The sequence below is a fragment of the Acidisoma sp. C75 genome, from assembly GCF_054665095.1.
Window position 1 is genome coordinate 21,920 of sequence record NZ_BAAFHD010000002.1, and the last position, 22,536, is coordinate 44,455.

20 protein-coding genes are annotated in these 22,536 nt (G+C 67.0%); 8 read left to right on the forward strand and 12 right to left on the reverse strand.

The window, feature by feature from the left end; translation table 11 throughout:
- Window positions 1-6: 6 nt before the first annotated feature.
- The 5 genes from prpB to ACYQ7X_RS02410 all read right to left on the reverse strand — a co-directional run bounded on the left by prpB (window position 7) and on the right by ACYQ7X_RS02410 (window position 5,438).
- A complete protein-coding gene (prpB, locus tag ACYQ7X_RS02390) occupies window positions 7-927 on the reverse strand; it encodes a methylisocitrate lyase (RefSeq protein ID WP_459695235.1) in 921 nt (306 codons plus the stop codon).
- 5 nt (window positions 928-932) lie between these two features.
- Entirely contained in the window at window positions 933-2,081 is a 1,149-nt protein-coding gene (gene prpC / locus ACYQ7X_RS02395) for a bifunctional 2-methylcitrate synthase/citrate synthase (RefSeq protein ID WP_459695236.1), read from the reverse strand.
- A gap of 29 nt (window positions 2,082-2,110) precedes the next feature.
- Window positions 2,111-3,625, reverse strand: coding sequence for an MmgE/PrpD family protein (locus ACYQ7X_RS02400; protein WP_459695611.1), 1,515 nt, complete (start codon window positions 3,623-3,625; stop codon window positions 2,111-2,113).
- A gap of 128 nt (window positions 3,626-3,753) precedes the next feature.
- Complete coding sequence (locus tag ACYQ7X_RS02405) at window positions 3,754-4,635, reverse strand: aldo/keto reductase (protein ID WP_459695237.1); 882 nt, start codon at window positions 4,633-4,635, stop codon at window positions 3,754-3,756.
- A gap of 62 nt (window positions 4,636-4,697) precedes the next feature.
- Window positions 4,698-5,438 carry a 2-keto-4-pentenoate hydratase gene (locus ACYQ7X_RS02410; protein WP_459695238.1) on the reverse strand — a complete coding sequence of 247 codons (741 nt, stop codon included), beginning with the start codon at window positions 5,436-5,438 and terminating at the stop codon, window positions 4,698-4,700.
- Between the two features lie 399 nt (window positions 5,439-5,837).
- On the opposite strand from ACYQ7X_RS02410, the gene ACYQ7X_RS02415 reads away from it, so the two are divergent.
- Entirely contained in the window at window positions 5,838-6,296 is a 459-nt protein-coding gene (locus tag ACYQ7X_RS02415) for a hypothetical protein (protein WP_459695239.1), read from the forward strand.
- 99 nt (window positions 6,297-6,395) lie between these two features.
- Window positions 6,396-6,815 (forward strand): MerR family DNA-binding protein, encoded by a 420-nt coding sequence (locus tag ACYQ7X_RS02420; RefSeq protein ID WP_459695240.1) that lies wholly within the window; start codon window positions 6,396-6,398, stop codon window positions 6,813-6,815.
- A gap of 30 nt (window positions 6,816-6,845) precedes the next feature.
- Here the strand turns inward: ACYQ7X_RS02420 and ACYQ7X_RS02425 are convergent, their stop codons facing one another.
- Both ACYQ7X_RS02425 and ACYQ7X_RS02430 read right to left on the reverse strand, forming a co-directional pair.
- A complete protein-coding gene (locus tag ACYQ7X_RS02425) occupies window positions 6,846-8,378 on the reverse strand; it encodes an ArnT family glycosyltransferase (RefSeq protein WP_459695241.1) in 1,533 nt (510 codons plus the stop codon).
- A 74-nt stretch (window positions 8,379-8,452) separates the two neighbouring features.
- Complete coding sequence (locus ACYQ7X_RS02430) at window positions 8,453-9,979, reverse strand: aspartate ammonia-lyase (RefSeq protein WP_459695242.1); 1,527 nt, start codon at window positions 9,977-9,979, stop codon at window positions 8,453-8,455.
- A gap of 228 nt (window positions 9,980-10,207) precedes the next feature.
- On the opposite strand from ACYQ7X_RS02430, the gene ACYQ7X_RS02435 reads away from it, so the two are divergent.
- From ACYQ7X_RS02435 to ACYQ7X_RS02460, 6 genes are all read left to right on the forward strand, one after another.
- Window positions 10,208-11,230, forward strand: a complete 1,023-nt coding sequence (locus ACYQ7X_RS02435; RefSeq protein WP_459695243.1) for a hydroxyacid dehydrogenase — start codon at window positions 10,208-10,210, stop codon at window positions 11,228-11,230.
- Between the two features lie 52 nt (window positions 11,231-11,282).
- Complete coding sequence (locus tag ACYQ7X_RS02440; protein WP_459695244.1) at window positions 11,283-12,314, forward strand: LacI family DNA-binding transcriptional regulator; 1,032 nt, start codon at window positions 11,283-11,285, stop codon at window positions 12,312-12,314.
- 29 nt (window positions 12,315-12,343) lie between these two features.
- Window positions 12,344-13,321: a sugar ABC transporter substrate-binding protein gene (locus ACYQ7X_RS02445; RefSeq protein WP_459695245.1), complete on the forward strand. Its 978-nt coding sequence runs from the start codon at window positions 12,344-12,346 to the stop codon at window positions 13,319-13,321.
- Window positions 13,322-13,494: 173 nt separating this feature from the next.
- The gene (locus ACYQ7X_RS02450; RefSeq protein WP_459695246.1) at window positions 13,495-14,472 is read left to right on the forward strand and encodes an ABC transporter permease; all 978 of its coding nucleotides are present in this window, start codon (window positions 13,495-13,497) and stop codon (window positions 14,470-14,472) included.
- Entirely contained in the window at window positions 14,469-15,203 is a 735-nt protein-coding gene (locus ACYQ7X_RS02455) for an ATP-binding cassette domain-containing protein (protein ID WP_459695247.1), read from the forward strand. Before ACYQ7X_RS02450 ends, ACYQ7X_RS02455 begins: the two co-directional genes overlap by 4 nt.
- 17 nt (window positions 15,204-15,220) lie before the next feature.
- Window positions 15,221-16,117 carry a sugar phosphate isomerase/epimerase family protein gene (locus tag ACYQ7X_RS02460; RefSeq protein ID WP_459695248.1) on the forward strand — a complete coding sequence of 299 codons (897 nt, stop codon included), beginning with the start codon at window positions 15,221-15,223 and terminating at the stop codon, window positions 16,115-16,117.
- Between the two features lie 102 nt (window positions 16,118-16,219).
- Here ACYQ7X_RS02460 and queC read toward each other — a convergent pair whose 3' ends face one another.
- The 5 genes from queC to ACYQ7X_RS02485 form a co-directional block, all read right to left on the reverse strand.
- Window positions 16,220-16,918: a 7-cyano-7-deazaguanine synthase QueC gene (queC, locus tag ACYQ7X_RS02465; RefSeq protein ID WP_459695249.1), complete on the reverse strand. Its 699-nt coding sequence runs from the start codon at window positions 16,916-16,918 to the stop codon at window positions 16,220-16,222.
- Window positions 16,915-19,278, reverse strand: coding sequence for an Orn/Lys/Arg family decarboxylase (locus ACYQ7X_RS02470; protein WP_459695250.1), 2,364 nt, complete (start codon window positions 19,276-19,278; stop codon window positions 16,915-16,917). Before ACYQ7X_RS02470 ends, queC begins: the two co-directional genes overlap by 4 nt.
- Window positions 19,279-19,414: 136 nt before the next feature.
- Complete coding sequence (locus ACYQ7X_RS02475) at window positions 19,415-20,506, reverse strand: DUF6635 family protein (protein ID WP_459695251.1); 1,092 nt, start codon at window positions 20,504-20,506, stop codon at window positions 19,415-19,417.
- Window positions 20,484-21,020, reverse strand: a complete 537-nt coding sequence (gene ppa / locus ACYQ7X_RS02480) for an inorganic diphosphatase (RefSeq protein ID WP_459695252.1) — start codon at window positions 21,018-21,020, stop codon at window positions 20,484-20,486. The genes ACYQ7X_RS02475 and ppa overlap by 23 nt, the downstream gene beginning before the upstream one ends.
- 103 nt (window positions 21,021-21,123) lie before the next feature.
- Window positions 21,124-22,437, reverse strand: coding sequence for an MFS transporter (locus tag ACYQ7X_RS02485; protein WP_459695253.1), 1,314 nt, complete (start codon window positions 22,435-22,437; stop codon window positions 21,124-21,126).
- Between the last annotated feature and the right edge of the window lie 99 nt (window positions 22,438-22,536).

Sequence of the window (22,536 nt, forward strand, 5' to 3'; positions counted from 1 at the left end):
GCGCTCTCAGCCTTCTGACCCGAGCTTCGGCAGCACCGTCTGCACGATCGAGGCATCCAGCGCCTCATACGCGGCAAGGCCGATGGTCTCGTAAAGCTCCGCCCGCGTCTGCATGCGCGGAAGCATGGCCTCGGTGCTGCCGTCCCGCGCGATCGTCTCGTAAAGCTCCGCCTGCGCGCGGTTGGCGACGCGCAGGCTGCTCACCGGCCAGATCACCATGCGGTAGCCCATGGCGGCGAATTCATCGGCGGTGAAGAAGGGCGTGCGGCCAAATTCGGTCATGTTCGCGAGCAGTGGCACGCCCGTCATCGCGCGGGCGAATTCCTCGAACATCGCCCGTGTCGTCAGCGCTTCGGGGAAGATGGCATCCGCCCCGGCATCCATGTAGCGCTTGGCGCGGGAGACCGCACCCGCGATGCCCTCGGCGGCGGCGGCATCGGTGCGGGCGATCAGGAAGAGGTGCCGGCGCGCCCGAGCGGCTGCCGCGACCTTGGCCGCCATGTCGCGCGGATCGGCGAGCTTCTTGTCGTTGAGATGGCCGCATTTCTTGGGCAGCAATTGATCTTCGAGGTGTACCGCCGCCGCCCCCGCTTCCTCGAAGCAGCGCACCATGTGCATGACATTGAGCGCCTCGCCATAGCCGGTATCGCCATCCACCAGCAGCGGCAACTGGCTTGCGCGGACAATCTGGCGGATGAAGAATGAAACTTCATCCACGGTGATCATGCCGAGATCGGGCAGGCCCATGGAGGCCGTCATCGCCGCGCCCGAAAGATAGAGCGCCGCGAAGCCCGCCGCCCTGGCCTGCAGCGCCGCCATGCCATTATGCGCGCCGGGCAGACGCAGAATCTCCCCCCGCGCGAGCAGATCGCGGAACCGCCGGCCGGCCGGCACCTCCGGCAGATCGGCGCCGATGAGATAGGTCATGGCCTTCAGGCTCCCCGTTCGGCGAGCGGCACGAAGGGCAGATCCTCGGGCCCGGTGTAATTGGCCGAGGGGCGGATGATCCGCCCATCCTGCCGCTGCTCGATGACATGCGCGGCCCAACCGGCGGTGCGGGCGATCACGAAGAGCGGGGTGAACATCGCCGTCGGCACGCCCATGAGATGATAGCTCACGGCTGAAAACCAATCGAGGTTCGGGAACATGCGCTTCTCGGCCATCATCACGCTCTCGATCCGTTCGGCGATGTCATACATCTTGCGCGCGCGTGCCTCCTCCGCCAGATCGCGCGCGACCTTCTTGATCACCACGTTGCGCGGGTCGGAGACGGTATAGACCGGATGGCCGAAGCCGATGATGACCTCGCGTGCCGCGAGGCGCCGGCGGATATCCGCCTCCGCCTCATCAGGGGTCGCGTAGCGCTTCTGGATGTCGAAGGCGACCTCGTTTGCCCCGCCATGCTTTGGCCCGCGCAGAGCGCCGATGCCGCCGGCGATCGCACTATACATGTCCGACCCCGTGCCGGCGACGATCCTTGCGGTGAAGGTCGAGGCGTTGAATTCATGCTCGGCATAGAGGTTGAGCGAGGTATCCATCGCCCGCACCCAGCTTTCCGGGGGCGTATGGCCATGCAGCAGATGCAGGAAATGGCCGGCGATGCCCTCCTCGTCGCTTTCCACCTCGATCCGGCGGCCGTTGCGCGCGAAGTGGTGCCAATAGAGCAGCATGGAGCCCAAGGAGGCCACCAGCCGATCCGCGATATCGCGTGCGCCTTCGGCCTCATGGCTCGGCGCTTCCGGCATCAGCGTGCCAAGGGCGGAGACGCCGGTGCGCAGCACATCCATCGGATGGGCGGCGGGCGGAATCGCTTCCAGCACCTGGCGGAGCGCCGCCGGCAAGCCGCGCAGGCTGCGGAGCTTGGCGCGATAGCCGCGGAGCTCGGCTTCCGTCGGCAAGGTTCCGTGGATGAGCAGATAGGCAATCTCCTCGAAGACGCAGCGCGGCGCGATCTCGAGGATGTCATAGCCGCGATAGTGGAGATCGTTGCCGGTACGACCCACCGTGCAGAGCGCGGTATTGCCGGCGACGACGCCCGAAAGCGCCACGGATTTTTTCGGCCGCTGTGCTGTCTCGCTCATCCTGGTCGAACCCCTCCCTTATGGGCCAGTCACTGGGCAGCCGCGAAGATGCCCCGTTCCTGACCGGCGGCCAGCGCGCCTGCGGGCAGCGCGATCGTCAGTTCCGGCAGATCCCGCGCCTTCAGGCTCGCGATATTTTCCGCCACCTGCAGGAAGCGCGCAACCTCCGCCGGATCAAGAATACCCTCCGTCAGCGTGCGGAACTTGCGGAGATAGTCCGGCCGCGTCCAAGGTGTCGCGCCGAGCGAATGGGCATTGGCGACGGCCAGTTCGTCGGCGATGACGCTGCCATCCTTCAGCGTGATCTCGATACGCCCGCCGAAGGCTTTCACCGCCGGATCGTCGGCGTGGTAGCGGCGGGTCCATTCCGGCTCCTCCACCGTGCTGATCTTGCGCCACAGCGCGACGGTATCCGGCCGCTGCGCGCGCTCTGGCGCGTAGGATCGCACATGATGCCATTCGCCATCCTGCAGGGCGACCGCGACGATATACATGATCGAGTGGTCGAGCGTTTCACGGCTGGCGGTGGGGTCGAACTTCTGCGGGTCGTTCGATCCTGTTCCGATAACGTAATGGGTGTGGTGACTGGTGCGGATGAGGATGCTCTGCACATCCTCCCAATTGGCGATGCGCCGGCCCATGCGGAAGGCGAGGTCGATCAGCGCCTGGCTCTGATACTCGGCCGAATGCTCCTTGGTATAGGTGTCGAGGATCGCGCGCTTCGGCTCCCCTCGGCCCGGCAGCGGCACACCGTAGCGCGCCTTCGGCCCATCCAGCATCCAGGCGATCACGCTATCCTCGCCCTCGTAAATCGGGCTCGGCGCGCCTTCGCCGCGCATCGCGCGATCGACCGCTTCCACCGCGAGCTTGCCGGCATGCGAGGGCGCATAGGCCTTCCAGCTGCTGATCTCGCCCTTGCGGCTCTGGCGGGTCGCCGTCGTCACATGCAGCGCCTGCTGGACGGATTGAAAGATCACCTCCGCCGGCAGGCCGAGCAACGTGCCGATGCCGGCAGCGGCTGAAGGGCCGAGATGCGCCACATGGTCGATCTTGTGCTTGTGCAGGCAGATGGCGCGGACGAGATTAACCTGGATTTCGTAGCCGGTCGCGATACCGCGGAGCAGCGCCTCGCCATCCTTGCCGCATTGCTGGGCGACCGCGAGGATGGGCGGGATATTGTCGCCCGGATGGCTGTAATCGGCGGCGAGGAACGTGTCGTGGTAATCGAGCTCCCGCACCGCGGTGCCGTTGGCCCAGGCCGCCCATTCGGCATGCACCCGCAGATCCGGGCCATGGCCGAACACCGTCGCACCTCCCGGCCGCGCATGGGCGAGCGCCTGGTCCCGCGCTGAGACCACCGGTCGGCGGTTGATGGCGGCGATGGCGACGGCGGCATTGTCGATCACCCGGTTGATGATCATCTCGGCAACCGCCGGCTCCACCGGCACCGGATCGGCCGCGACTTCGGCGATCTTCCAGGCGAGCTGGTCGCCGCGGGGGAGGCGGTCGGCCTCCGGATGAACCCGAACCTCGTGGACGATCATGCCTCTTTCCCCGCTCAAGATTGCTCCGGCGGGGCATGAGTTGGACCCCGCGCGGCGGGCCTGTCCAGCCCCGCCACGCGCGATCCTGCCATCAAAGGCAAGCCACGCTGGCAGCAAACGGCAGGGTGTTAGGCCGCCTTTTCCGCTTCCGCGCGGCCCTGCTCGTCAAGCGCCTTGAAATCGGCGTCGCCGAGCGCGATCCCCGCCCCCGCCACGTTCTCCTTCAGATGCGCGGCACTGCCGGTCCCCGGGATCGGCAGCATGACGGGGGAGCGTTTGAGCATCCAGGCGAGTGCCACCTGGCTCGGCCCCGTGCCGAGCTTCTCGGCAATCTCCGTCAGCACCGTGCCGGAGCGGGCGAGGTTGCCCGCGGCGAGCGGCGCCCAGGGAATGAAGCCGATGCGGTGCTTCTCGCAATAGTTGAGCACGTCCTCGCTCTTACGGTCCACGAGGTTGTAGCGATTCTGCACGGTTGCCACCGGGAAGAAGCCTTCCGCCATGGTGATGTCCGGCACGGTCACTTCCGAGAGGCCGACATGGCGGATCAGCCCCTCCTTCTGCATGGCGGCGATCTCGCCGAACTGTTCTTCCGCGGGCACCTTGGGGTCGATCCGGTGCAACTGCCACAGATCGATCCGCTCCACGCCGAGCCGGCGGAGACTCATCAGCACGCATTGGCGGAGATATTCCGGCCGGCCGACCGGCTTCCAGATATTCGGCCCATGCCGGGTAAGCCCGCCCTTGGTGGCGATGACGAGCCCGGCATAGGGATGCAGGACGCTGCGGATGAGATCTTCGCTGACGAAGGGGCCGTAGCTATCGGCGGTGTCGATGAAATCGATACCGAGTTCCGGTGCCAGGGCGAGGGTACGGCGCGCTTCCGCCGGGTCGTCCGGCTCTCCCCAGATGCCGCTGCCGGTGATGCGCATGGCGCCGAATCCGAGGCGCGTCACCGGCATGTCACCGCCGATGCTGAACTGGCCTGCCGCGCGGGCATTGGATGCCGTCATCGCTCGCTCTCCCTGTTTTGGATCAGGGAGGCAGGTGGGGATGGCAAGCGCCGCCGTTAAGGTCAGCCTGCGTCGAAATGCAGGCTGACGGCGGCGAAGCCGGCGAATTCCGCCCGCACCGCCGCGCCCGCCGGTGCTGGCAGCGCCCCGGTCCAGGAGCCGCAGGTAACGATCTGGCCCGCCTTGAGGCCGCCGGCCCAGACCGCCCCCTCCTCGGCGAGCCAGTGGATGAGGCGGATCATGTCTCCTGCCGGATTGCCGGTGCGAACCAGCGGCGCGCTGCCGGCGATTTCCTGGCGGACGGAGAGGGTGGCAAAGTCCATCTCCCGCCAGTCCTGCCGCGCCTCACCGAGGATAAGGGCGCCGTGGCCGAGATGATCGGCGAGCTTGAGCAGGGGCGGCGCGGCGCCCCCCGCCAGGATGCGCCATTGCACCACTTCGATCACTGGTAGGCAGGGGCCGATCGCGGCCAGGATCTCGGCGCGCTTGTAGCCGCCCGGGCGGGGCGGCAGGTCCGCCGCCAGGCGAAAGGCGATCTCGGATTCGATCAGCCGGTCCGAGAAGTCTCGGCCGAGCGAGATGCCGGAGGGAAAGAGCACGGAAAGCGGCAAAGGGGCTGCCGAAGGCGGCGCTTCTGGGCCGGCCGCGCCCACCTTCCAGCCGCCGATCGGGCCGAGCCGGCGGCTCACCGCATGCTGCGCGGCATAGGCCTCCGCCTCGGTGGTGGGGAGCGCCTCGGCCTCAACCGCGCAAGGGCTGGCGGCGGCGCGCGCCGCGAGGAGCCGTTCGTCCAGTGTCATCATGCCGCCCCTGCCCCTTGGTTCCCATGCGCCGCGCGTGCATCGCGGCCATGACGCGCCGCAACAAAACTTGAACCTGGATTAAGCATTATATTTCAGCTGCTTGCAAGCATATCCCGCAGCATTGCCTGAAGCTGGACGCGCGGGGGGCTTGCCACCTGCACGGCTTCGCGGGAAGAGCGCAAGGCCAATTACGGCTAAAATGTGTTCCCGCTTACCATGATGTCGCCCTATTCTCGTCATGCAGCCCTCCGCGTCCTTCTCGGGCTCGCTCTCCTGCTCGGCGCTGTCCCTGCCGCCGCGGCGCAAACGCCTCCTGCCGCTCAGGTCCAAATCCAGGCCGCACTTCGGGCGCCGATGCGGCCGCCGGCAGGCCATGGGCGGAGCGCCGGGGCGGAGAGGATGCGCGCTCTGCTTGCCGCCCTCTCGGCCGAAGCCGGCGTGCCTTTTCTGATGCCCGAGGCGGGTGCCACCGCACCTTCGGCACCGGCCGCGGCCCCCGCGCCCATTGCAGCGGCTACCCCTTCGGCCGATTTGCCGCCCGCCCTTTGCCTGCGCGCCGGGTTCGGCCTCAATACCAGCGTCATGGCGGGCAACGGCCTGACGGTCGAACATGGGTTGATCGGCTGCAAGACGGAGACCGCCGGCCTGCCGATCACCGTCAGCGACGACCCGGCGCTGCCGCCGCCGCCGGCCAGCCGCCCGGGCGATTACTCGCTCAGCCTCTCGCTCCACTACCGCCTGCTCGAACGCTCTCATCTGCACATTACCGCCACCCTCGCCGATCAGGCGCTCGCCTATGGTCTCGGCAGCCCGCTCACTGGCAATAACCTGCTCGCCTCGATGTCGATGCAATTCTGATCGGGCCTGGTCCGGCATGGCCACGCTTTATGGAAGCACCGGGGCGCGATAAGAGGGCGCTGCCAAGCGGCGCGAGATTGGCTGACCGGGGGGCTCGGCATGGGCGGGAAAGCGATGAATATCGGCGAGGCGGCGGCGGCCTCCGGCGTCTCGGCCAAAATGATCCGCTATTACGAGAGCGTGGCGCTCCTCGCCCCGGCTCTCCGCAGCGCGGCCGGCTATCGCCGCTATGCGGAGACCGACATCCATACGCTGCGCTTCCTCCGCCGCGCCCGCAGCCTCGGCTTCTCGGTCGCCCAGATGCGGGATCTGCTGGCCCTCTGGCGGGATGATAGCCGCTCCAAGGCCGAGGTGCAGAAGCTCGCCCTCAGCCATGCCGCGGATCTCGAAGCCAAGGCACGGGCGATCGCCGAGATGAGCCAGGCGCTCCGCCACCTCGCGCATGAATGCGCGACGAGCAACCGGCCCGGCTGCCCGATCATCGAGGAATTGGCGGACGGGAGGCCGGCCCCCGGCTGAAGCCGCCGCCCCGCTTGCGCCGGCGTCTGCTCAGGGCTTGCGCCGCCACACCACCATGGTGTCGTAGCGCTTCCAGAGCGTGTAGCCCGCGGCGAGATCGGCCTGCATCTGCCGATAGACCGCGAGATTGCGGGTCGCGGCCGAGCGGTCGTCCGGATTGGTCCGGCGGATCACGAAGAGCGGCCGGCGGGCCATGATCCGCGCCAGTTCGGCCAGCGGATCGATGCCGATCATATGCGAGAGCAGGCGGGATTGCAGGAAGGAGGGAAAGATGTAGCGGGTCGGCAGCGCCGCATGCAGCAGCGCGTAGAGGATCGGCTCGCCGTCGAAGACATAGATCGTCTGGCCCGGATGACGGGCAAGGATCGGCGCGAGATCGGCGGCAAGCTCTGCCGGTGTGTCCCGCAGCAGGCCGAAGCCCTGAGCCGGTCGCTCAGCAATCGCGATCATCCTGCCGAGAATAGGCGCCGCCGCCCAGGCCGTCGGTAGAAGGCTCACCGCCGCGAGAAGAAGCAGACCCCGCCGCCAGGCAGCGGCGCTGAGCCGCGCCACGGCGGCCAGCAGCAGGGCTGCGGCGATGGCGAGCGGGGCCAGAAGCTGCACGAAGTAGTGGTCGAAATAGAGGCCGCCTGCGGCGACGCCGATCATGCTCGCCACCACCCAGCCGAGCAGCAGGCGCCGCTCGCCCGCGCCCTCAGCGCCCCGCCTGACAGCCGAGAGGATCAGCCATAGCAGCGCGGCATAGAGCAGCGGGCAGAGGGCGATCTGCGCCGCATAGGCGGCGATGAAGCCGCCGCCAGACACCGGCACCGCGACCCGGCGCAGGTTGGAGAGCAGGCTCGCTTCCAGAAACACCGGAAAGGCGCCGGCCGCGGCATAAAGCATCGCCACCGCCAGAAAGGGCAGTAGCGCACCGATGCTGAAGAGCGCGCCCTGGCGCAGCACGCCGGCGAGCGCGGGCCGCCTGGGCGGCAGGCGGGCGGGCAGCAGGGTCATCGCCGCGAAGACCGCCAGCATGTCGAACACCGCGACGTATTTGATCATGAAGGCGATGCCGAGCATCAGGCCGATCGCGACCGCGCGGCGGGCGGAGATCGGCCCCTGCGGCGGGCGGGCGATGGCCCAGAGCATGCCGAGGCAGGTGAAGCCTTCCATGAAGAGTTCGGTATTCGCGGCGATCCCGTCGATCGCGATCGTCACGATAATGAAGAGCGCGCCCGCTGCCCCGGCGCAAAGCTCGGCCTGCAGCGGCGGATGCCGGCGCAACAGGTGGCGCGCGGTGCGCCATATCAGCAGGGCGGTCACGGTGACCGCGAGCAGCGCGGCGAGGCGCATCGAGAATACCCGATCGCCGAAGACCGCCTGGAACAGGGCGAAGATGGCGTAGATACCGATCGGCTTATTATCCCACACCGCCGTATAGGGCAGATGGCCGGCCCGCCATTGCTCGGCCATGATGAAATAGAGGCTCTCGTCCCAATCGACCACGCTCAGCACGAAGGAGGGCGCGCGGGTGAGGAGGGCGAGCAGAATGAGAGCCGCGCCCATCGCCCACTCGCTCATCCGCCCATCGAAGGGCCAAGCCCGGGCCCGGCGCCGCGCGGCCGCGCCGGCGCCGCCTGGGGCGGCCGTTCCGCTCATACGCCGGCTTGCGTCACGGTGCGGAGCGCCGCCTTGCGCGAGGGGGTCGTCATCGTCTCGATCCGCAGCAGCGTGTCGAGCGTCGCCTCGTCCAGCAGCCGCTCCTCGAGCACGATCTCGCGCACCCCGCGCCCTTCGGCCAGCGCCCGCCGCGCCACGCGCGAGGCCGCCTCATAGCCGAGCGTCGGGCCAAGGGCGGTGACGAGCCCGATCGAGTGGTTGACGAGATCGAGGCAATGCGCGCGGTTGGCGGTGATGCCACGGATGCAGCGGTTGGTCAGCGTGTCGATCGCCGCCGTCAGCATACGGAGCGAGGTCATCACGCAATAGGCGATGGTCGGCTCGAAGGCGTTGAGCTGCAATTGGCCGCCCTCGGCACACATCGTCACCGTCAAATCATGCCCAATAACGAGGAAAGCCACCTGGCTCACCACTTCCGGTATCACGGGGTTGACCTTGCCCGGCATGATCGAGGAACCCGCCTGGCGCGGCGGCAGGTTGATCTCGCCGAAGCCGGTGCGCGGCCCGCTCGACAGCAGGCGGAGGTCGTTGCAGATCTTCGAGAGCTTGACCGCGACGCGCTTCAGCACGCCCGAGAAAAGCACGAAGGCGCCCATATCCGAGGTCGCCTCGATAAGGTTGGGGGCCAGGGAGAGTGGATGGCCGCTGATCGCCGCCAGTTCTTCGACCGCGAGCGCCGCATAGCGCGGATCGGCGTTGATGCCGGTGCCAATCGCGGTCGCGCCGAGATTGACCTCGCGGAACAGCGCCGCCGCCTCGCCAAGGCGCTGCACATCCTCCTTCACGGTGACGTGGAAGCCGTCGAACTCCTGCCCTAGCGTCATCGGCACCGCATCCTGCAGCTGGGTGCGGCCCATCTTCAGGACATCGGCGAATTCGGCACCCTTCTCCTTGAGCGCGAGGGATAGTTCCTTGAGCGCCCGCTCTAGCGGCTTGACGCCTTCGAGCACGGCGACGCGGAGCGCCGTCGGGTAAGCGTCGTTGGTCGATTGCGCCATGTTCACATCGTCGTTCGGATGCAGCACGGCGTATTGCCCGCGCTCGTGCCCCGCGAGGACGAGGCCAAGATTGGCGATGACCTCGTTGGCGTTCATGTTGGTCGAAGTGCCGGCGCCGCCTTGCACCGCATCCACGACGAACTGGCCGTGATAGGTGGTATCGGCCAGAAGGGCGGCGCAGGCGGTCTCGATCATCGCCGCCTTTTCGGGGGCAAGATCGCCGAGGATGAGATTAGCCCGCGCGGCCGCGAGCTTGACCATGGCGAGCGCGCGGACAAGGTCCGGGAAATGGCCGATCGGCACGCCGGTGATGGCGAAATTCTCGACCGCGCGGAAGGAATGCACCCCCCAATAGGCCGCCGCCGGAATGGCAACCTCGCCCAGCAGATCATGCTCCAGCCGGGTCTCCACCCCTTGCAGCGGCACCTGGCGCGTGGTGGCGAGGCTCAGCGTATCGGGCGCAGCGGCTGGATCGCTCTCGCGGTGGCTCGGCTCGGTCATCATCCCCCCTTCTCGCAGCCCGTCTGGCGGGCTGGCTTTAGGTGACAATAAGGGCGGAAATGCGCGGCAAGGCAAACCGCGAGAGGCAGCGCGGCCGGCCCGAGAGCATCCCGGCGCGCAGGGTGCCGGCGGAGGCTGGGCTCGGGAGACGTCGCGAAACTTCTTGCCGAAAAATCGATTTAAGAGCATCCTTCGTCGCAAGCATAATGCGCGCAAAACAGGAGCGCCGCCTTGGGAGGCATCATCCTCGTCGATCCGCTGCCGCGGACGCTCGATCTGATCTGCGATGCCGAAACGCGGGCGCGCCTCGGCGCGCTCGGAGAACTCGTCATCTCCGAAGACCGGCCGATGCCGGATGAGATGGTGGACCGTCTGCTGCCGGAAACCGTGCTCGTCATCGGCCAGACAGCCATGCCGCGCGAGCGGCTGGACCGCGCGCCGCATCTGCGCGCCATCATCAACGTCGAGACCAACTTCCTGCCCAATATTGACTATGCGGCGGCCCAAGCGCGCGGCATCTGGGTGCTCACCCCCGCATCCGCCTTCGCCGCCCCGGTGGCCGAGGCGGCCCTCGGCATGGCGATCGATCTCGCCCGCGGCATCACCGAGGCCGACCGCGCCTTCCGCGACGGCCGCGAAGCCTACGGGCTGGAAGCCAATCGCGAGACCTTCCGCTTCGCCGGATGCACGGTCGGCATCATCGGCTTCGGTGATCTCGGCCGCGAATTCCGCCGCCTCATCACGCCCTTCGACAATGAGGTGCTGGTGCATGATCCCTGGCTGCCGGACGAGCTGATCCGCCGCCATGCGGCCGAGCCGGCAGCACTCGACGATCTGCTCGGCCGCGCCAAGGTCATCGCGATCTTCGCCGCCGTCACCACCGAGAATAACGGCTTTCTCGGCGCGCGGGAATTCGCCCTGATGCGGCCCGGCGCGGCCGTGCTGCTCATGAGCCGCGCCGGGGTGGTGGATTTTCCAGCCTTTCTCGATGCCGTGCGCTCCGGCCATATCCGGGCGGCGACGGATGTCTTTCCCGAAGAGCCGGTCGCGGCCGATGATCCGCTGCGACATATCCCGGGCCTGCTGCTCTCGGCCCATCGCACCGGTGGCACGCGGGATGCCTTTTATGCCATCGGCCGCATGACCGTCGCCGATTGCGCGCTGATCCTGCGCGGCCTGCCGCCGCAGCTCTGCCGGCGGGCAGATCCTGGGGTTGCGGCCCGGCTTCGCTCCAAACCCGTCAGCCTCTCCTGAGCCGATGTCGCGCGCAGAAGAAAATCGTTTTTCAGGAACCGCGATCCCCACCATGCGGGATGTGGCAGAACGCGCGGGCGTCGCACCCGCCACCGTCTCCAATGTCCTCTCCGGTCGTCGTCCGGTAGGGGCAGAGCTGCGCGCGCGGGTTTTCGCCGCGATCGAGGAGACCGGCTACCGGCCGAACCAGCTCGCCTCCAGCCTGCGGCGCGCTCGCAGCCATACCATCGGCGTGATGGTGCCCGATCTCACCAACCCCTTCTTCGCGGCCCTCGTGCATCGGCTGGAAGATCGCGCGGCCGAGGATGGCTACGAGATCATCCTCGTCGGCTCGCATGAGGATGAGGCGCGCGAAGGCATGCGCCTCGCGACCCTGCTCTCCCGCCAGGTGGATGGGCTGATCATCGCCCCGGCGCGGGACGACATGGCGGCCCTGCACGCCCATGCCGGCCGCCTGCCCCCCACCGTCCTGATGGACCGTGGCGCCGGCCACCCGGCATTCGACAGCGTGACCGCCGACAATGCCGAGGCCGCGCGCACCGGCTGCCGGCATCTCATCGCCCTCGGCCATCGGGATATCGCCCTCGTCATCACCTCGGCCGAGCTCCGTAATATGCAGGAGCGCATCGCCGGCTACCAGGCGGCACTCGCCGAAGCCGGCCTCGGCGCGCATGCGCGGGTGCTGGCGGGCGGTTTCGATATCGATACCTGCCGCGCCCGGGTGGAACAGGAATTGCTGCGGGCGGAACGGCCGACCGCCATCTTCGCCGCCAATTACGTGGCGACCTTGGGCGCCATGAAGGCGGTCCGCGCCAGCGGGCTCGATTGCCCGGGCGCCGTCTCCCTGCTCGCCTTCGACGAGACGGACTGGATGACGGTGCTGCGCCCCTATCTCAGCGCCATCGCCCAGCCGGTTTCCGCCATGGCGGATGCCGCCTGGCAGCTTTTGGGCGCGCGCCGCGCCGAAGCGCGCGGCCCGCGTACCCATCTGGCGCTCCGCTGCAGCCTCGCCATCCGCGAATCGACGCAGCGGCCCAGAGTTGGAGCAGCCGGGGCAACGCCCCCGGCCCTCGCCTCGCAATAAGTAAAAACAAAGCGGAGGAAAGACGAACCATGAAAGCCAAGCTTCTCGCCCTCGCCCCGGCGCTTGCCCTGGGCCTCGCCTTCAGCCCCATCGCCCATGCGCAGGACAAGCCCGTCTACGGCGTGCTGCTCAAGACGCTCTCCAATCCCTTCTGGGGGGCGATGGCCAAGGGGATCGCCGCAGGCGGCCAGCAGGCCGGTGTCACCATCTTCCAGCAGGCGGCGCAATCCGATCAGGATGCCGAAACCCAGCTCAACCTCTGCAACACGATGCTGGAGCGCAAGCCCCGCGCGCTGATCGCGGCGGCGATCAACTCCTCCAACCTGCTGCCCTGCATGAAGACCGCCAATGACGCGGGCATTCCGGTCGTCGATCTCGACGCCAATCTCGATCCTGCCATCACCGCCAAGGCAGGTGTGAAGATCGCCTTCCGCATCGGCTCGGACAATGTCCATGCCGGCGCCCAGGCGGCGGATTTCATGGCCGAGCATCTTGGCAAGCAGGCCAAGGGGCCGGTGCTCGTCATCGAAGGTCTGCCGGGCAATGTCACCGGGGAGATGCGTGCGCAAGGCTTCAAGGATGAGCTTGCAAAGGTCGCGCCCGGCCTGCACGTCGTCGCCTCCCTGCCCGGCGATTGGGACGGCAACAAGGCCGCCAACATCACGAACGACATCCTACAGCGTAACCCCGATCTCGTCGCGATCTTCGCCTGTAACGACACCATGGCGCTCGGCGCCGTCGAGTCCGTCTTCGCGGCCGGCAAGGGCGGGAAGGTGGCGGTCGTCGGTGTGGATGGCACGGTCGATGGCGTGAAGTCGATCAAGGCCGGGCGGCTGACCGCAACTGTCGCGCAGCTTCCCTATCTCGAAGGGATCGAGGCGGTGGCGAACGTCAAGAAGGTGCTGGCGGGCCAAAGCGTGCCGGAGACGATCCATGTGCCGACGCTGGTGCTGACGAAAGAGGTGCTGGCCGCCGGCACGGAGCCGGATCTGAAATACGTGAAGTGACAAGCGAGACGCGCGGTGCATGCGCCGCGCGTCTCAAGTAAGAACTTCTTTTTCTGTAGAAAAAGAAGCAAAAAGACTTTAATTATTGAAGCAGCACCAATGAACCACCCCATGAACGAAAGTTTTTTGGTTCTTTTTTGCAAAAAAGAACTGCTTCCTGCCCTGAGGCCATTATGAGCGCCGCGACGGCCGAGCGCCGGCCCTTCTCCTTACGCAGCCTGGGCGGTGCGATCCGGCTGGAAAGCCTTGCTGTTTTGCTTGTCCTGGTCATCGGTCTTTCGATCGCCTCGCCCTATTTCCTGAGCCTCTCGAACGCCTTCAACATCCTGCTCGCCACCTCGGTGATTGGCATCCTCGGCTTCGCCTCCACTTTCGTCATCGCGGCCGCGGGGATCGATCTCTCGATCGGCTCGGTGCTCGGCTTCGCCGCCGTCGCCGGCGCGCTCTCGGTCAACGCGCTCGGCCTGCCCTGGCCTTTCGCCATCCTCTTCTCGCTCGCGGCCGGCGCGCTTTGCGGCGCGATCAATGGCTCGCTCGTCGCCCGGGCGCGCATCCCGGCTTTCATCGTGACACTCGGGATGCTCGGCGTCGCGCGCGGGGCGGCGCTGGTGCTGACGAATGGCCAGCCGGTCTATGGCCTGCCGGCGCCGATCGTCTGGCTCGGCCAGGGCCGGCCGCTCGGCGTGCCAGTGCCGGCGATCATCTTCCTGCTTGTCGCCGCGGTCACGCATTTCATCCTGTCGCGCATGCGCTTCGGCAAATACACGCTGGTGATCGGCGATAACGAGACCGCCGCCCGCGCCATGGGCATCCGGGTCGAGCGGCACCGCATCGCGCTCTATACCCTCTCGGGGCTGCTCGCCGGCCTCGCGGGCCTGCTCTTCGCCGCCCGCGTCAATTCCGGAGACCCGACGGCCGGGACGAGCTACGAGCTGACCGCCATCACCGCCGCCATCCTCGGCGGCACCAATCTCTTCGGCGGGCGCGCGAGCGTCATCGGCACGCTCATCGGCGCGCTCATCATGGGCGTGCTGCAGAACGGCCTCAACCTTCTCGCCGTTTCCTCCTTCTACCAGCAGATGGCGATCGGGGCGGTGCTGGTGCTCGCCGTCTGGCTCGACCAGATCAACCGTGGCAGGGGGCGGTCATGAGCCTGCTGGAACTCAACGACGTTCGCAAAAGCTTCGGCGCGGTCGAGGCATTGCGCGGCGTGACCTTCTCCGTCTCGCCCGGTGAGGCGGTCGCGCTGCTGGGCGATAACGGCGCCGGCAAATCGACCTTGATGAAGACCATCACCGGCATTCATCGCCCGAGCGGCGGTACCATCCGCTTCGCGGGCGAGGATCTCGCGAGCCGTAGCCCGGGAGAGATCCGCGCACTCGGAATCGAGATGATCTACCAGGATCTCGCTCTTGCGAAGCAGCAGGACGTGGCCTCCAACATCTTCCTCGGCCGGGAGCCGACGAAGCGGCTTTTCGGCATCCCGGTGATTGATCGCGCGAAGATCGAGCACGAGGCGGCGGCGATGATCCAGCGCCTCGGCGCGCGGCTGCCTTCGGTCGATTACCTCGTGGGGCAGCTGTCCGGCGGCCAGCAGCAATCGGTCGCCATCGCCCGCGCGCTCACCTTCGCGCCGAAGCTCGTCATCATGGACGAGCCGACGGCGGCCCTCGCGGTGCGGGAGGTCGAGCATGTGCTCGATCTCGTGCGCCAGATGAAGCGGCAGGGCATCGCCGTCATTCTCATCAGCCATCGGCTCACGGATGTCTTCGCCGTCTGCGACAGGATCGTCGCCTTGCGGCAGGGCCAGGTGATGGCGGATGACGCGATTGCCGATACCAACATGAATGCCGTCGTCGCCCATATCGTCGGCGCAGCCTGACAGGAGGAGATCGTCTCATGAACAAGCTTGGTGTGCATGCTTTCGTTTGGGAAAAGGGCTGGAGCCGCGAGGAAGCGAGCCGCGCCATCGCGCGCACGGCGGAGGTCGGCTTCGACCTCATCGAAATGTCGGTCATGGACCCGAAGGTCGTCGATGTCGAGCATACGCGCCGCGAGCTGGAGCGGGCGAAAATCGGCGGCACCATGTCCTTCGGGCTTGATGCCTCGACCGATATTTCCAGCAACGATCCTGAGAAAACGAAGCGCGGGCAAGAGCGCCTGATCGAATATATCCATCTCTGCCGCGATCTCGGGGCCACGCATCTCTGCGGCATCCTGCATTCGGCGTTTCAGAAATATACGCTGCCTACCACGCGCGAGGGCGTCGCCCGCTCCGTCGAGGTGCTGCGCCATGTCGGTGAGATCGCGGCGAAGAGCGAGATCGTTCTCGGCCTGGAAGTCGTCAACCGCTATGAGACGAATGTACTCAACACGGCAGCCCAGGCGGTGGAGATGTGCAAACGGATCGGGCTGCCGAATGTCCGCGCGCATCTCGACGTCTATCACATGAATATCGAGGAATCGGACGTCTCGGCCGCGATCATCGATACGGGCGAATACATCGGCTATTTCCACACCGGCGATTCGCATCGCGGCTATATGGGATCGGGATCGATCAACCTCACCGAAGTGTTCCGCGCGCTGGTGCGCAGCGGCTACCAGGGGCCGATCACCTTCGAATCCTTCTCCTCCCGCGTCGTCGGCCAGCCACTGGAGGGCATCCTCGGCATCTGGCGCAATCTCTGGGAGGACAGCATGGACCTCGCCACGCACGCCCTGATGTACACCAAGGCGATGCTGAAGGCGGCGCAGGAAGCCGAGCGTCAGGCGAGCGAGCGCAGCCGCTTGCCGTAAGAAAGATCGTTCTTTCTTGGAAGAAAGAACCAAAGAACTTTCATCCCAGGCTGTGTTTGGAATGGACGTCTTTTTGGTTCTTTCTCTTCAGAAAAGAACTAGTCACTTCTTATATTTTGCCCAGCCCTCGGCGCGTAGGTCACAGGCCGGGCAATGGCCGCAGCCATAGCCCCAGTCGTGCAGGGTGCTGCGGTCTCCGAGATAGCAGCTATGGGTTTCACGGTTGATCAGGGAAACCAGCGCCGCCCCGCCGAGGCTTTCCGCCATTGCCCAGGTCTCTGCCTTGTCGATCCACATGAGCGGCGTATGCAGCACGAAGCGCCGCTCCATGCCAAGGTTGAGCGCCACCTGCAGCGCCTTGATCGTATCGTCCCGGCAATCGGGATAGCCGGAATAATCCGTCTCGCAGACGCCGGTGACGATGTGGCGCAGGCCGCGGCGATAGGCGAGGGCCGCGGCAAGCGTGAGGAAGAGCAGGTTCCGGCCTGGCACGAAGGTATTGGGCAGGCCGTCCTCCTGCATGGCGATCTCGGTTTCCCGCGTCAGCGCGGTTTCGCTCACGCTTCCGATGATGCCGGCATCGAGCAGGTGATCTTCCCCGAGCTTTCCCGCCCAGGCGGGGAAGTCTTGGCGCAGCTTCGCCAAAATCGCCGGGCGCACATCAAGCTCCACCCGATGCCGCTGGCGGTAGTCGAAGCCGAGCGTCTCCACATGATCGAAGCGCGCCAGCGCCCAGGCAAGGCAGGTCGTGGAATCCTGCCCGCCGGAGAAGAGCACCAGCGCCGCGCTTGTCGTCGTCACGAAGCCGCTGTCTCCCGGATCACATAGGTATAGAAACGCATAACCCCGTCCTTGGTCTCGCGGTAGAGGCCCTGGACCTCGGATTCGAAGCCCGGGAAGCGGTTGGCCGCCGCCTCGAACACCTTGAGGTAGTCGATCATCGGCTGCGCCCGCCCGCCGACGCGCTCACCCGGCACCACGGTCGCGATACCCGGCGGATAGACGAGCCACAGGGTCGCCGCGATGCGCCCAGCGGTCTCGTCCAGCGGCAGGTAATCGACATTGTTGCGCACCAGCTCCCGCGTCGCCTCATGCGGGTGCATCGCCATCTCGGGCAGATGCTCGGCGCGGAACTGGGCCGCCTGCAGCGCGCTCGTGCCGCGCTCCCGATAGAAGCTGTGCATCTCGGCACAGAGATCGCGCAGGCCGAGACCGGCGTAGCGCCAGGGCCGGCGCTGCACGAAGCCGGGGATGACATCTTCCAGCGGCCGGTTCTCGTCATGCAGCTTCTTGAAGGTCACGAGATGGGAGAGCAGCGTGCCCGCCTTGCTGCTCTCCACCCCGGGGGTGAGCAGGAAGAGCAGCGAGTTGAGGTCGTTCTTCTCCGGCACGATGCGGTTTTCGCGCAAATATTCGGCCACCACCGGCGCCGGGATGCCGAAGCTGTCGTAGCGGTCGGCCGTCGTGTCCGAGAAGCCGGGGGTCAGGATCGTCAGCTTGTTGGGGTCGGTCATCGCCCAGCCGCGGGCGACATTGGGAAAGCCGTGCCACAGATCATCGGGCAGCAATTCCCACTGCGCCGGGTCGCTCGCCAGAAGCTCGGTCTCGGCATCCTCCCAGCGTGTCCCCTCAAGGCCCCGCGCCGCCGGCGACGGCTGCACGAAGCGGGGCACGAAGGGCTCGAAGAACCAGCGGCGCGCCGGGTTGGGCTCGCTTTCGCCATACTCCCGGGCCGCGAGGCGGATCTTCTTCCGCACCTCGATGCCGAGGCGGACGGTATCGTCCCACATCACCTCGCCCGAGCGGCCCTTCATCATCTGCGCGCCGACATCGAGCGAGGCGAAGAGCGGGTAGAAGGGGCTGGTCGAGGCGTGCAGCAGGAACATCTCGTTGAAGCGCTGCGAGGAGATCTGCCGCCGCTGGCCGGCAAGATGCGCATCCTTCACGTGGATCTGGCTGGCCTGGCTGAAGCTCGCGAGCTGCTTATGCGTGCTCTGCGTCACGATGATGCCGGGGCTCTCGGGGCCGAGCTTGTCGAGCCCCATGCCATAGCGGCCGCGGAAGAGCGGATGGAACTTCATGAAGCCGGCCCAGGCCTCGTCGAACAGGATATAGTCGCAGAGATGGCCGATGCGGCGCACGATCTCATCGGCCGAGATGATCGTCCCGTCATAGGTGCATTGTTCGACGACGACGGCGCGGAAAGGCCGCGGGCGGCGCCAGGCCTCTGGGTCTCGCACATGCGGATTGGCGCGGATCGCGGCGCGCAGGCGCTCCTCCTCCAGCACCTCGAGGCGAAGCGGCCCGATCATGCCATGCGGGTTGCGGCTGGTTTCGATATAGATCGGCGTCGCACCGGCAAGGATCAGCGCCCCGTGATGCGCCGCCTTATGGTTGTTGCGATCGAAGAGCACGAGGTCGCCCTCGGCAAGGATGGCGTTGAGCGCCACCTTGTTGGAGGTCGAGGTGCCGTTCAGCACGAAATAGGTGCGCTCGGCGCCGAAGATCTTGGCCGCCTCCTGCTCGGCGCGCAGCGCAGGGCCTTCATGGGTCAGCAGGTCGCCCAGCTGCAGCACGGAATTGTCGAGATCGTCGCGGAAGATCGCCTCGCCCAGGTGTTCCACGAAGATGCGGCCGATCGGGCTGCGGCGATAGAAGGCGCCGCCGTTATGGCCGGGGCAGGTCCAGAGCATGTTGCCTTGCTCGGCATAATCGACCAGCGTACCGAAAAAGGGCGTCTTGAGGCTGTCGGCATATTGGCGCAGCCGTGCGACGAGGTTCTTGGCGATGAAATCCGGCGTCTCCTCGGCCAGGAAGATGAAGCCGTCCACATTGTCCAGCACCTCGACCGGGATCTGCTCCAGCGTCTGCCGCCGCACGAGCAGGATGATCGGCACGTCGAGGCCGCGCTTGCGGATGAGGGTGATGAGGGCGGAGGTCTTGCCATCCATCCCCTTCTTGCCCCAGTCGATCACCACGCAGCCGATGGCGGCGTCCGTCCGGATGACGAGTTCGGCATCCTCCTCCCGCCGGGCGCGCAGCACGGTGTAGCCGTCCTGCTCCACCTCGCCGATGATCTGGGCGAGCCGCGCGCCCTCGAGGTCCGCTTCGCTGAAGAAGGGTACACAGATCAGAAATTTGAAGCGGCGACCGTATTCCATCGGCGTTCCTTGTTAGGGCTGGTGGCGAGGGCGAGCCGCCGAACCCGCCACGCTTGCCAAAGCCCGCCGCCAGCGTCGATCACGGGCGCATGACATCTGGCGAAGGCAGGTGGCCCCGTCTCGCTCTCGCCGGCCGCTATCGCACGAGTCGGGCGGTGGCCGCCAGAAGGTCGAAGAGATCGAGCAGCCGGGCGACGTAATGGGCATGCACGGCGAAGCCGGGGGCGAGGGGATCGAAGAACCCATCCTCCAGCTTGTCGATCATCGCATGCAGCCGCCGCGCATGCAGGCCGGTAGCGCGCTGGATGGGATCGGCGATGACGCCCGCAAAGGCGGCGAGCGCGGCGGAAGCGAGCATCACCCCGCCTGTCGTCGTCATCACCAGCCCCGCCGCGGGAGCCGTGGGGAAGAGCGCGTACCAGGCGGTGCCGAGCCAGGAGCCGAAGGGAAAGCTGCCGATCGCCATCTGCTGCGAGAGGGCGCTGGCCAGCGCCGGCCCGAGGGTCGCGGCGCCGGGCGTCACCTTCTGCAAAGCGAGGGCGCCGGCAGCGAGGTTGATGAGCCCGGTGGTGATCTCGGCCGCGGCATTGCGCGAGAGGCCATATTCCGCCATCGCCGCGCGCAGCCGCTCGCGAAAGGCCGGGTCGCCCCCCTGTCGCCCGATCGCGAGCAGCATGGATTCGAGCGTCATGGCAACCGTGGGGCTTTCCAGGATGGCGCGGGCCAGCCCATCCCGCCTGCTTTCCCGCGCCTTCTGGCGGATCGGCAGATCGAGCAGTTCGGTATGGATCAGCCATTCGATCTCGCGCGAAAGCGCGGTCTCGATGAGGATGGAGCGATTGAGCGCGCGGGCCACGCGTGGCGCGCCAAGCCGGCCCGCGATCCGGCTACCGAGTTGCAAGGCGAGTTGCGGCGCCGCGAGCGTCAGGTTCGCAGGCGCCCGCAGGATATCGAGGCCGACCGCCGCCTGGTGCAGCGCGAGCGTGCCGGAGAGCGAGAAGTGGGCATCGACGAAAGGCGTCACCCGCGCATGAGCGGCCGCGAAGTAGCGCCGGGCGCCATCCGCGACGGCCGCTTCCGCCTGCGCCGCGTCGAGGGTGAGGATCAGCTCGCCGATGGCCGCATGCTCCTCAAGCGATAGCTCCGCCCAATGAAAAAGGGTGGCCGCGGCCACCCTTTCCATATAGGCGACGAAGGCGGCGGTTTCAGCCCTTCTTCGCTGCCTCATAGGCCTTCACGGCGGCGCTGATGGCCGCCTTGGCGGCCGCGCTATCGCCCCAGCCGGTCACCTTCACCCATTTGCCGGGTTCGAGATCCTTGTAGCGGGTGAAGAAATGCTCGATCGCCTGGCGGGTGATCTCGGGCAGGCTCGAAAGCTCGTTCTGGCCCTTGAACTGCGGGTGCACCTTGTCATGCGGCACGCAGACGATCTTTTCGTCCTTGCCGCTCTCGTCCTCCATCAGCAGCACGCCGATCGGCCGCGCCCGGATCACCGCGCCCGGCACCACCTGGGCAGGAACCAGCACCAGCGCATCCGCCGGATCGCCATCCTCGGAGAGGGTATTGGGAATGAAGCCGTAGGCGGCCGGATAGGCCATCGGCGTGAACAGGAAGCGATCGACGAAGACCGCGCCGCTCTCCTTGTCCACCTCGTATTTGACGGCGGATCCCTGCGGGATCTCGATCACCACATTGACATCCTCCGGCGGGGCTTTGCCGGTCGGAATCTTGGTCACATCCATGATGGTCTCCGGGCTTTCCGAAAATTTTGCGAAACGCGCAAGGCGGCGCGCACCCTCGTCCATTCGGCCCGGTTTGCCAAGCCGAAAGCCAGGATGCGGCCGGCTAAAGCCGGGTCATGTCCCGCCCCTTGGTCTCGGCCGTGGTCAGGACCGCGATGAAACTCACCGCCGCCGCGGCGGTGATGTAGTAGCCCACCCAGCGCAGGCCGCCGGCTGCCACCAGCCGCTGCGCGATATAAGGGGCGAGCGAGCCGCCGAGAATGCCGCCGAGCGCATAGGCCGCGGAGGCGCCGGAATAGCGCAGGTTGGTCGGGAAAAGCTCCGGCAGGAAGGCGCCGAGGGGGGCGAAGGTGAAGCCCATCAGCCCGAGTTCGAGGATCAGGAAGACCAGCACCAGCGGCACGCTGCCCGAGCCGAGCAGCGGGGCGATGAGGAAGCCGGAAAGCCCGGCCGCCAGCGCCGCGCCGAGCAGGACCGGGCGGCGGCCGAACCGATCGGCCATCGCGGCGGCAATCGGCGTGGCGGCGGCCATAGCAAGAATGCCGATGCAAAGCAGCCCGATGAAGGTGCTGCGCGGGATATGCCCGGCATGGGTGCCGTAGCCGAGGGCAAAGACCGTCGAGATATAGAAGAGCGCGTAGCAGACGACGATGGCGAAGGCGCCCTGGAGCAACGGCAGCCCCTGGCGCAGGATCACCTCGCGCACCGGCAGGCGCACCCGCTCGTGCCGCGCCACCGCCTTCTGGAAGGCCGCGGTTTCCGGCAGCCTGCCGCGCACGTAAAGCCCGATCCCGACCAGCACGGCGCTGAGCAGGAAGGGGATGCGCCAGCCCCAGGCGAGGAACTGCGCCGTCGAGAGCACCGTGAAGAGCAGCAGGAAGACGCCGTTGGAGATCAGGAAGCCGATCGAGGGGCCGAGCTGCGGGAACATGCCGTAAAGCGCGCGGCGCCCGGGCGGGGCGCTCTCGGTCGCGATCAGCGCCGCCCCGCCCCATTCGCCGCCGAGGCCGATCCCCTGGCCGAGCCGCATAAGGCAGAGCAGGATCGGCGCGAGCAGCCCCGCTGTCGCGTAGCTCGGCAGCAGGCCGATCAGCGTCGTCGAGATGCCCATGACGAGCATGGAGGCGACGAGGGTCGATTTCCGCCCGAAGCGATCACCGAAATGGCCGAAGAGGAAAGCCCCCACCGGCCGCGCCAGGAAGGCGATGCCGAAGGTGAGGAAGGCCGCCAGCGTCTCGATCTGCGGCACATGCGAGGGGAAGAAGACCGGCCCCAGCACCAGCGCGGCCGCCGTGCCATAGATATAGAAGTCGTAGAATTCGACCGTGGTGCCGACGAGGCTGGCAAGGATGATGCGCCCCGTGGGCGGCGGGGCGGCGGCGGCAGTTCGGCTGCTGCGCGAGGTAGCGTAAGACATGGCACGGCTTCTCGAAGTTTCCCGACCGAAAGTTGCCTGAAAGCGGAGTATCGCGAAAGAGGGAAGCCTTGCACGGGAGCGCTTGCCAAAAGCCCCCGG

What these genes read in the sequence shown, in the direction of transcription:
- prpB (WP_459695235.1), bottom strand. Translation starts at nt 927, where the DNA reads ATGACCTATCTCATCGGCGCCGATCTGCCGGAGGTGCCGGCCGGCCGG.
- prpC (WP_459695236.1), bottom strand. Translation starts at nt 2,081, where the DNA reads ATGAGCGAGACAGCACAGCGGCCGAAAAAATCCGTGGCGCTTTCGGGC.
- ACYQ7X_RS02400 (WP_459695611.1), bottom strand. Translation starts at nt 3,625, where the DNA reads ATGATCGTCCACGAGGTTCGGGTTCATCCGGAGGCCGACCGCCTCCCC.
- ACYQ7X_RS02405 (WP_459695237.1), bottom strand. Translation starts at nt 4,635, where the DNA reads ATGACGGCATCCAATGCCCGCGCGGCAGGCCAGTTCAGCATCGGCGGT.
- ACYQ7X_RS02410 (WP_459695238.1), bottom strand. Translation starts at nt 5,438, where the DNA reads ATGATGACACTGGACGAACGGCTCCTCGCGGCGCGCGCCGCCGCCAGC.
- ACYQ7X_RS02415 (WP_459695239.1), top strand. Translation starts at nt 5,838, where the DNA reads ATGCGCGCTCTGCTTGCCGCCCTCTCGGCCGAAGCCGGCGTGCCTTTT.
- ACYQ7X_RS02420 (WP_459695240.1), top strand. Translation starts at nt 6,396, where the DNA reads ATGGGCGGGAAAGCGATGAATATCGGCGAGGCGGCGGCGGCCTCCGGC.
- ACYQ7X_RS02425 (WP_459695241.1), bottom strand. Translation starts at nt 8,378, where the DNA reads ATGAGCGAGTGGGCGATGGGCGCGGCTCTCATTCTGCTCGCCCTCCTC.
- ACYQ7X_RS02430 (WP_459695242.1), bottom strand. Translation starts at nt 9,979, where the DNA reads ATGATGACCGAGCCGAGCCACCGCGAGAGCGATCCAGCCGCTGCGCCC.
- ACYQ7X_RS02440 (WP_459695244.1), top strand. Translation starts at nt 11,283, where the DNA reads ATGCGGGATGTGGCAGAACGCGCGGGCGTCGCACCCGCCACCGTCTCC.
- ACYQ7X_RS02445 (WP_459695245.1), top strand. Translation starts at nt 12,344, where the DNA reads ATGAAAGCCAAGCTTCTCGCCCTCGCCCCGGCGCTTGCCCTGGGCCTC.
- ACYQ7X_RS02450 (WP_459695246.1), top strand. Translation starts at nt 13,495, where the DNA reads ATGAGCGCCGCGACGGCCGAGCGCCGGCCCTTCTCCTTACGCAGCCTG.
- ACYQ7X_RS02455 (WP_459695247.1), top strand. Translation starts at nt 14,469, where the DNA reads ATGAGCCTGCTGGAACTCAACGACGTTCGCAAAAGCTTCGGCGCGGTC.
- ACYQ7X_RS02460 (WP_459695248.1), top strand. Translation starts at nt 15,221, where the DNA reads ATGAACAAGCTTGGTGTGCATGCTTTCGTTTGGGAAAAGGGCTGGAGC.
- ACYQ7X_RS02470 (WP_459695250.1), bottom strand. Translation starts at nt 19,278, where the DNA reads ATGGAATACGGTCGCCGCTTCAAATTTCTGATCTGTGTACCCTTCTTC.
- ACYQ7X_RS02475 (WP_459695251.1), bottom strand. Translation starts at nt 20,506, where the DNA reads ATGAGGCAGCGAAGAAGGGCTGAAACCGCCGCCTTCGTCGCCTATATG.
- ppa (WP_459695252.1), bottom strand. Translation starts at nt 21,020, where the DNA reads ATGGATGTGACCAAGATTCCGACCGGCAAAGCCCCGCCGGAGGATGTC.
- ACYQ7X_RS02485 (WP_459695253.1), bottom strand. Translation starts at nt 22,437, where the DNA reads ATGTCTTACGCTACCTCGCGCAGCAGCCGAACTGCCGCCGCCGCCCCG.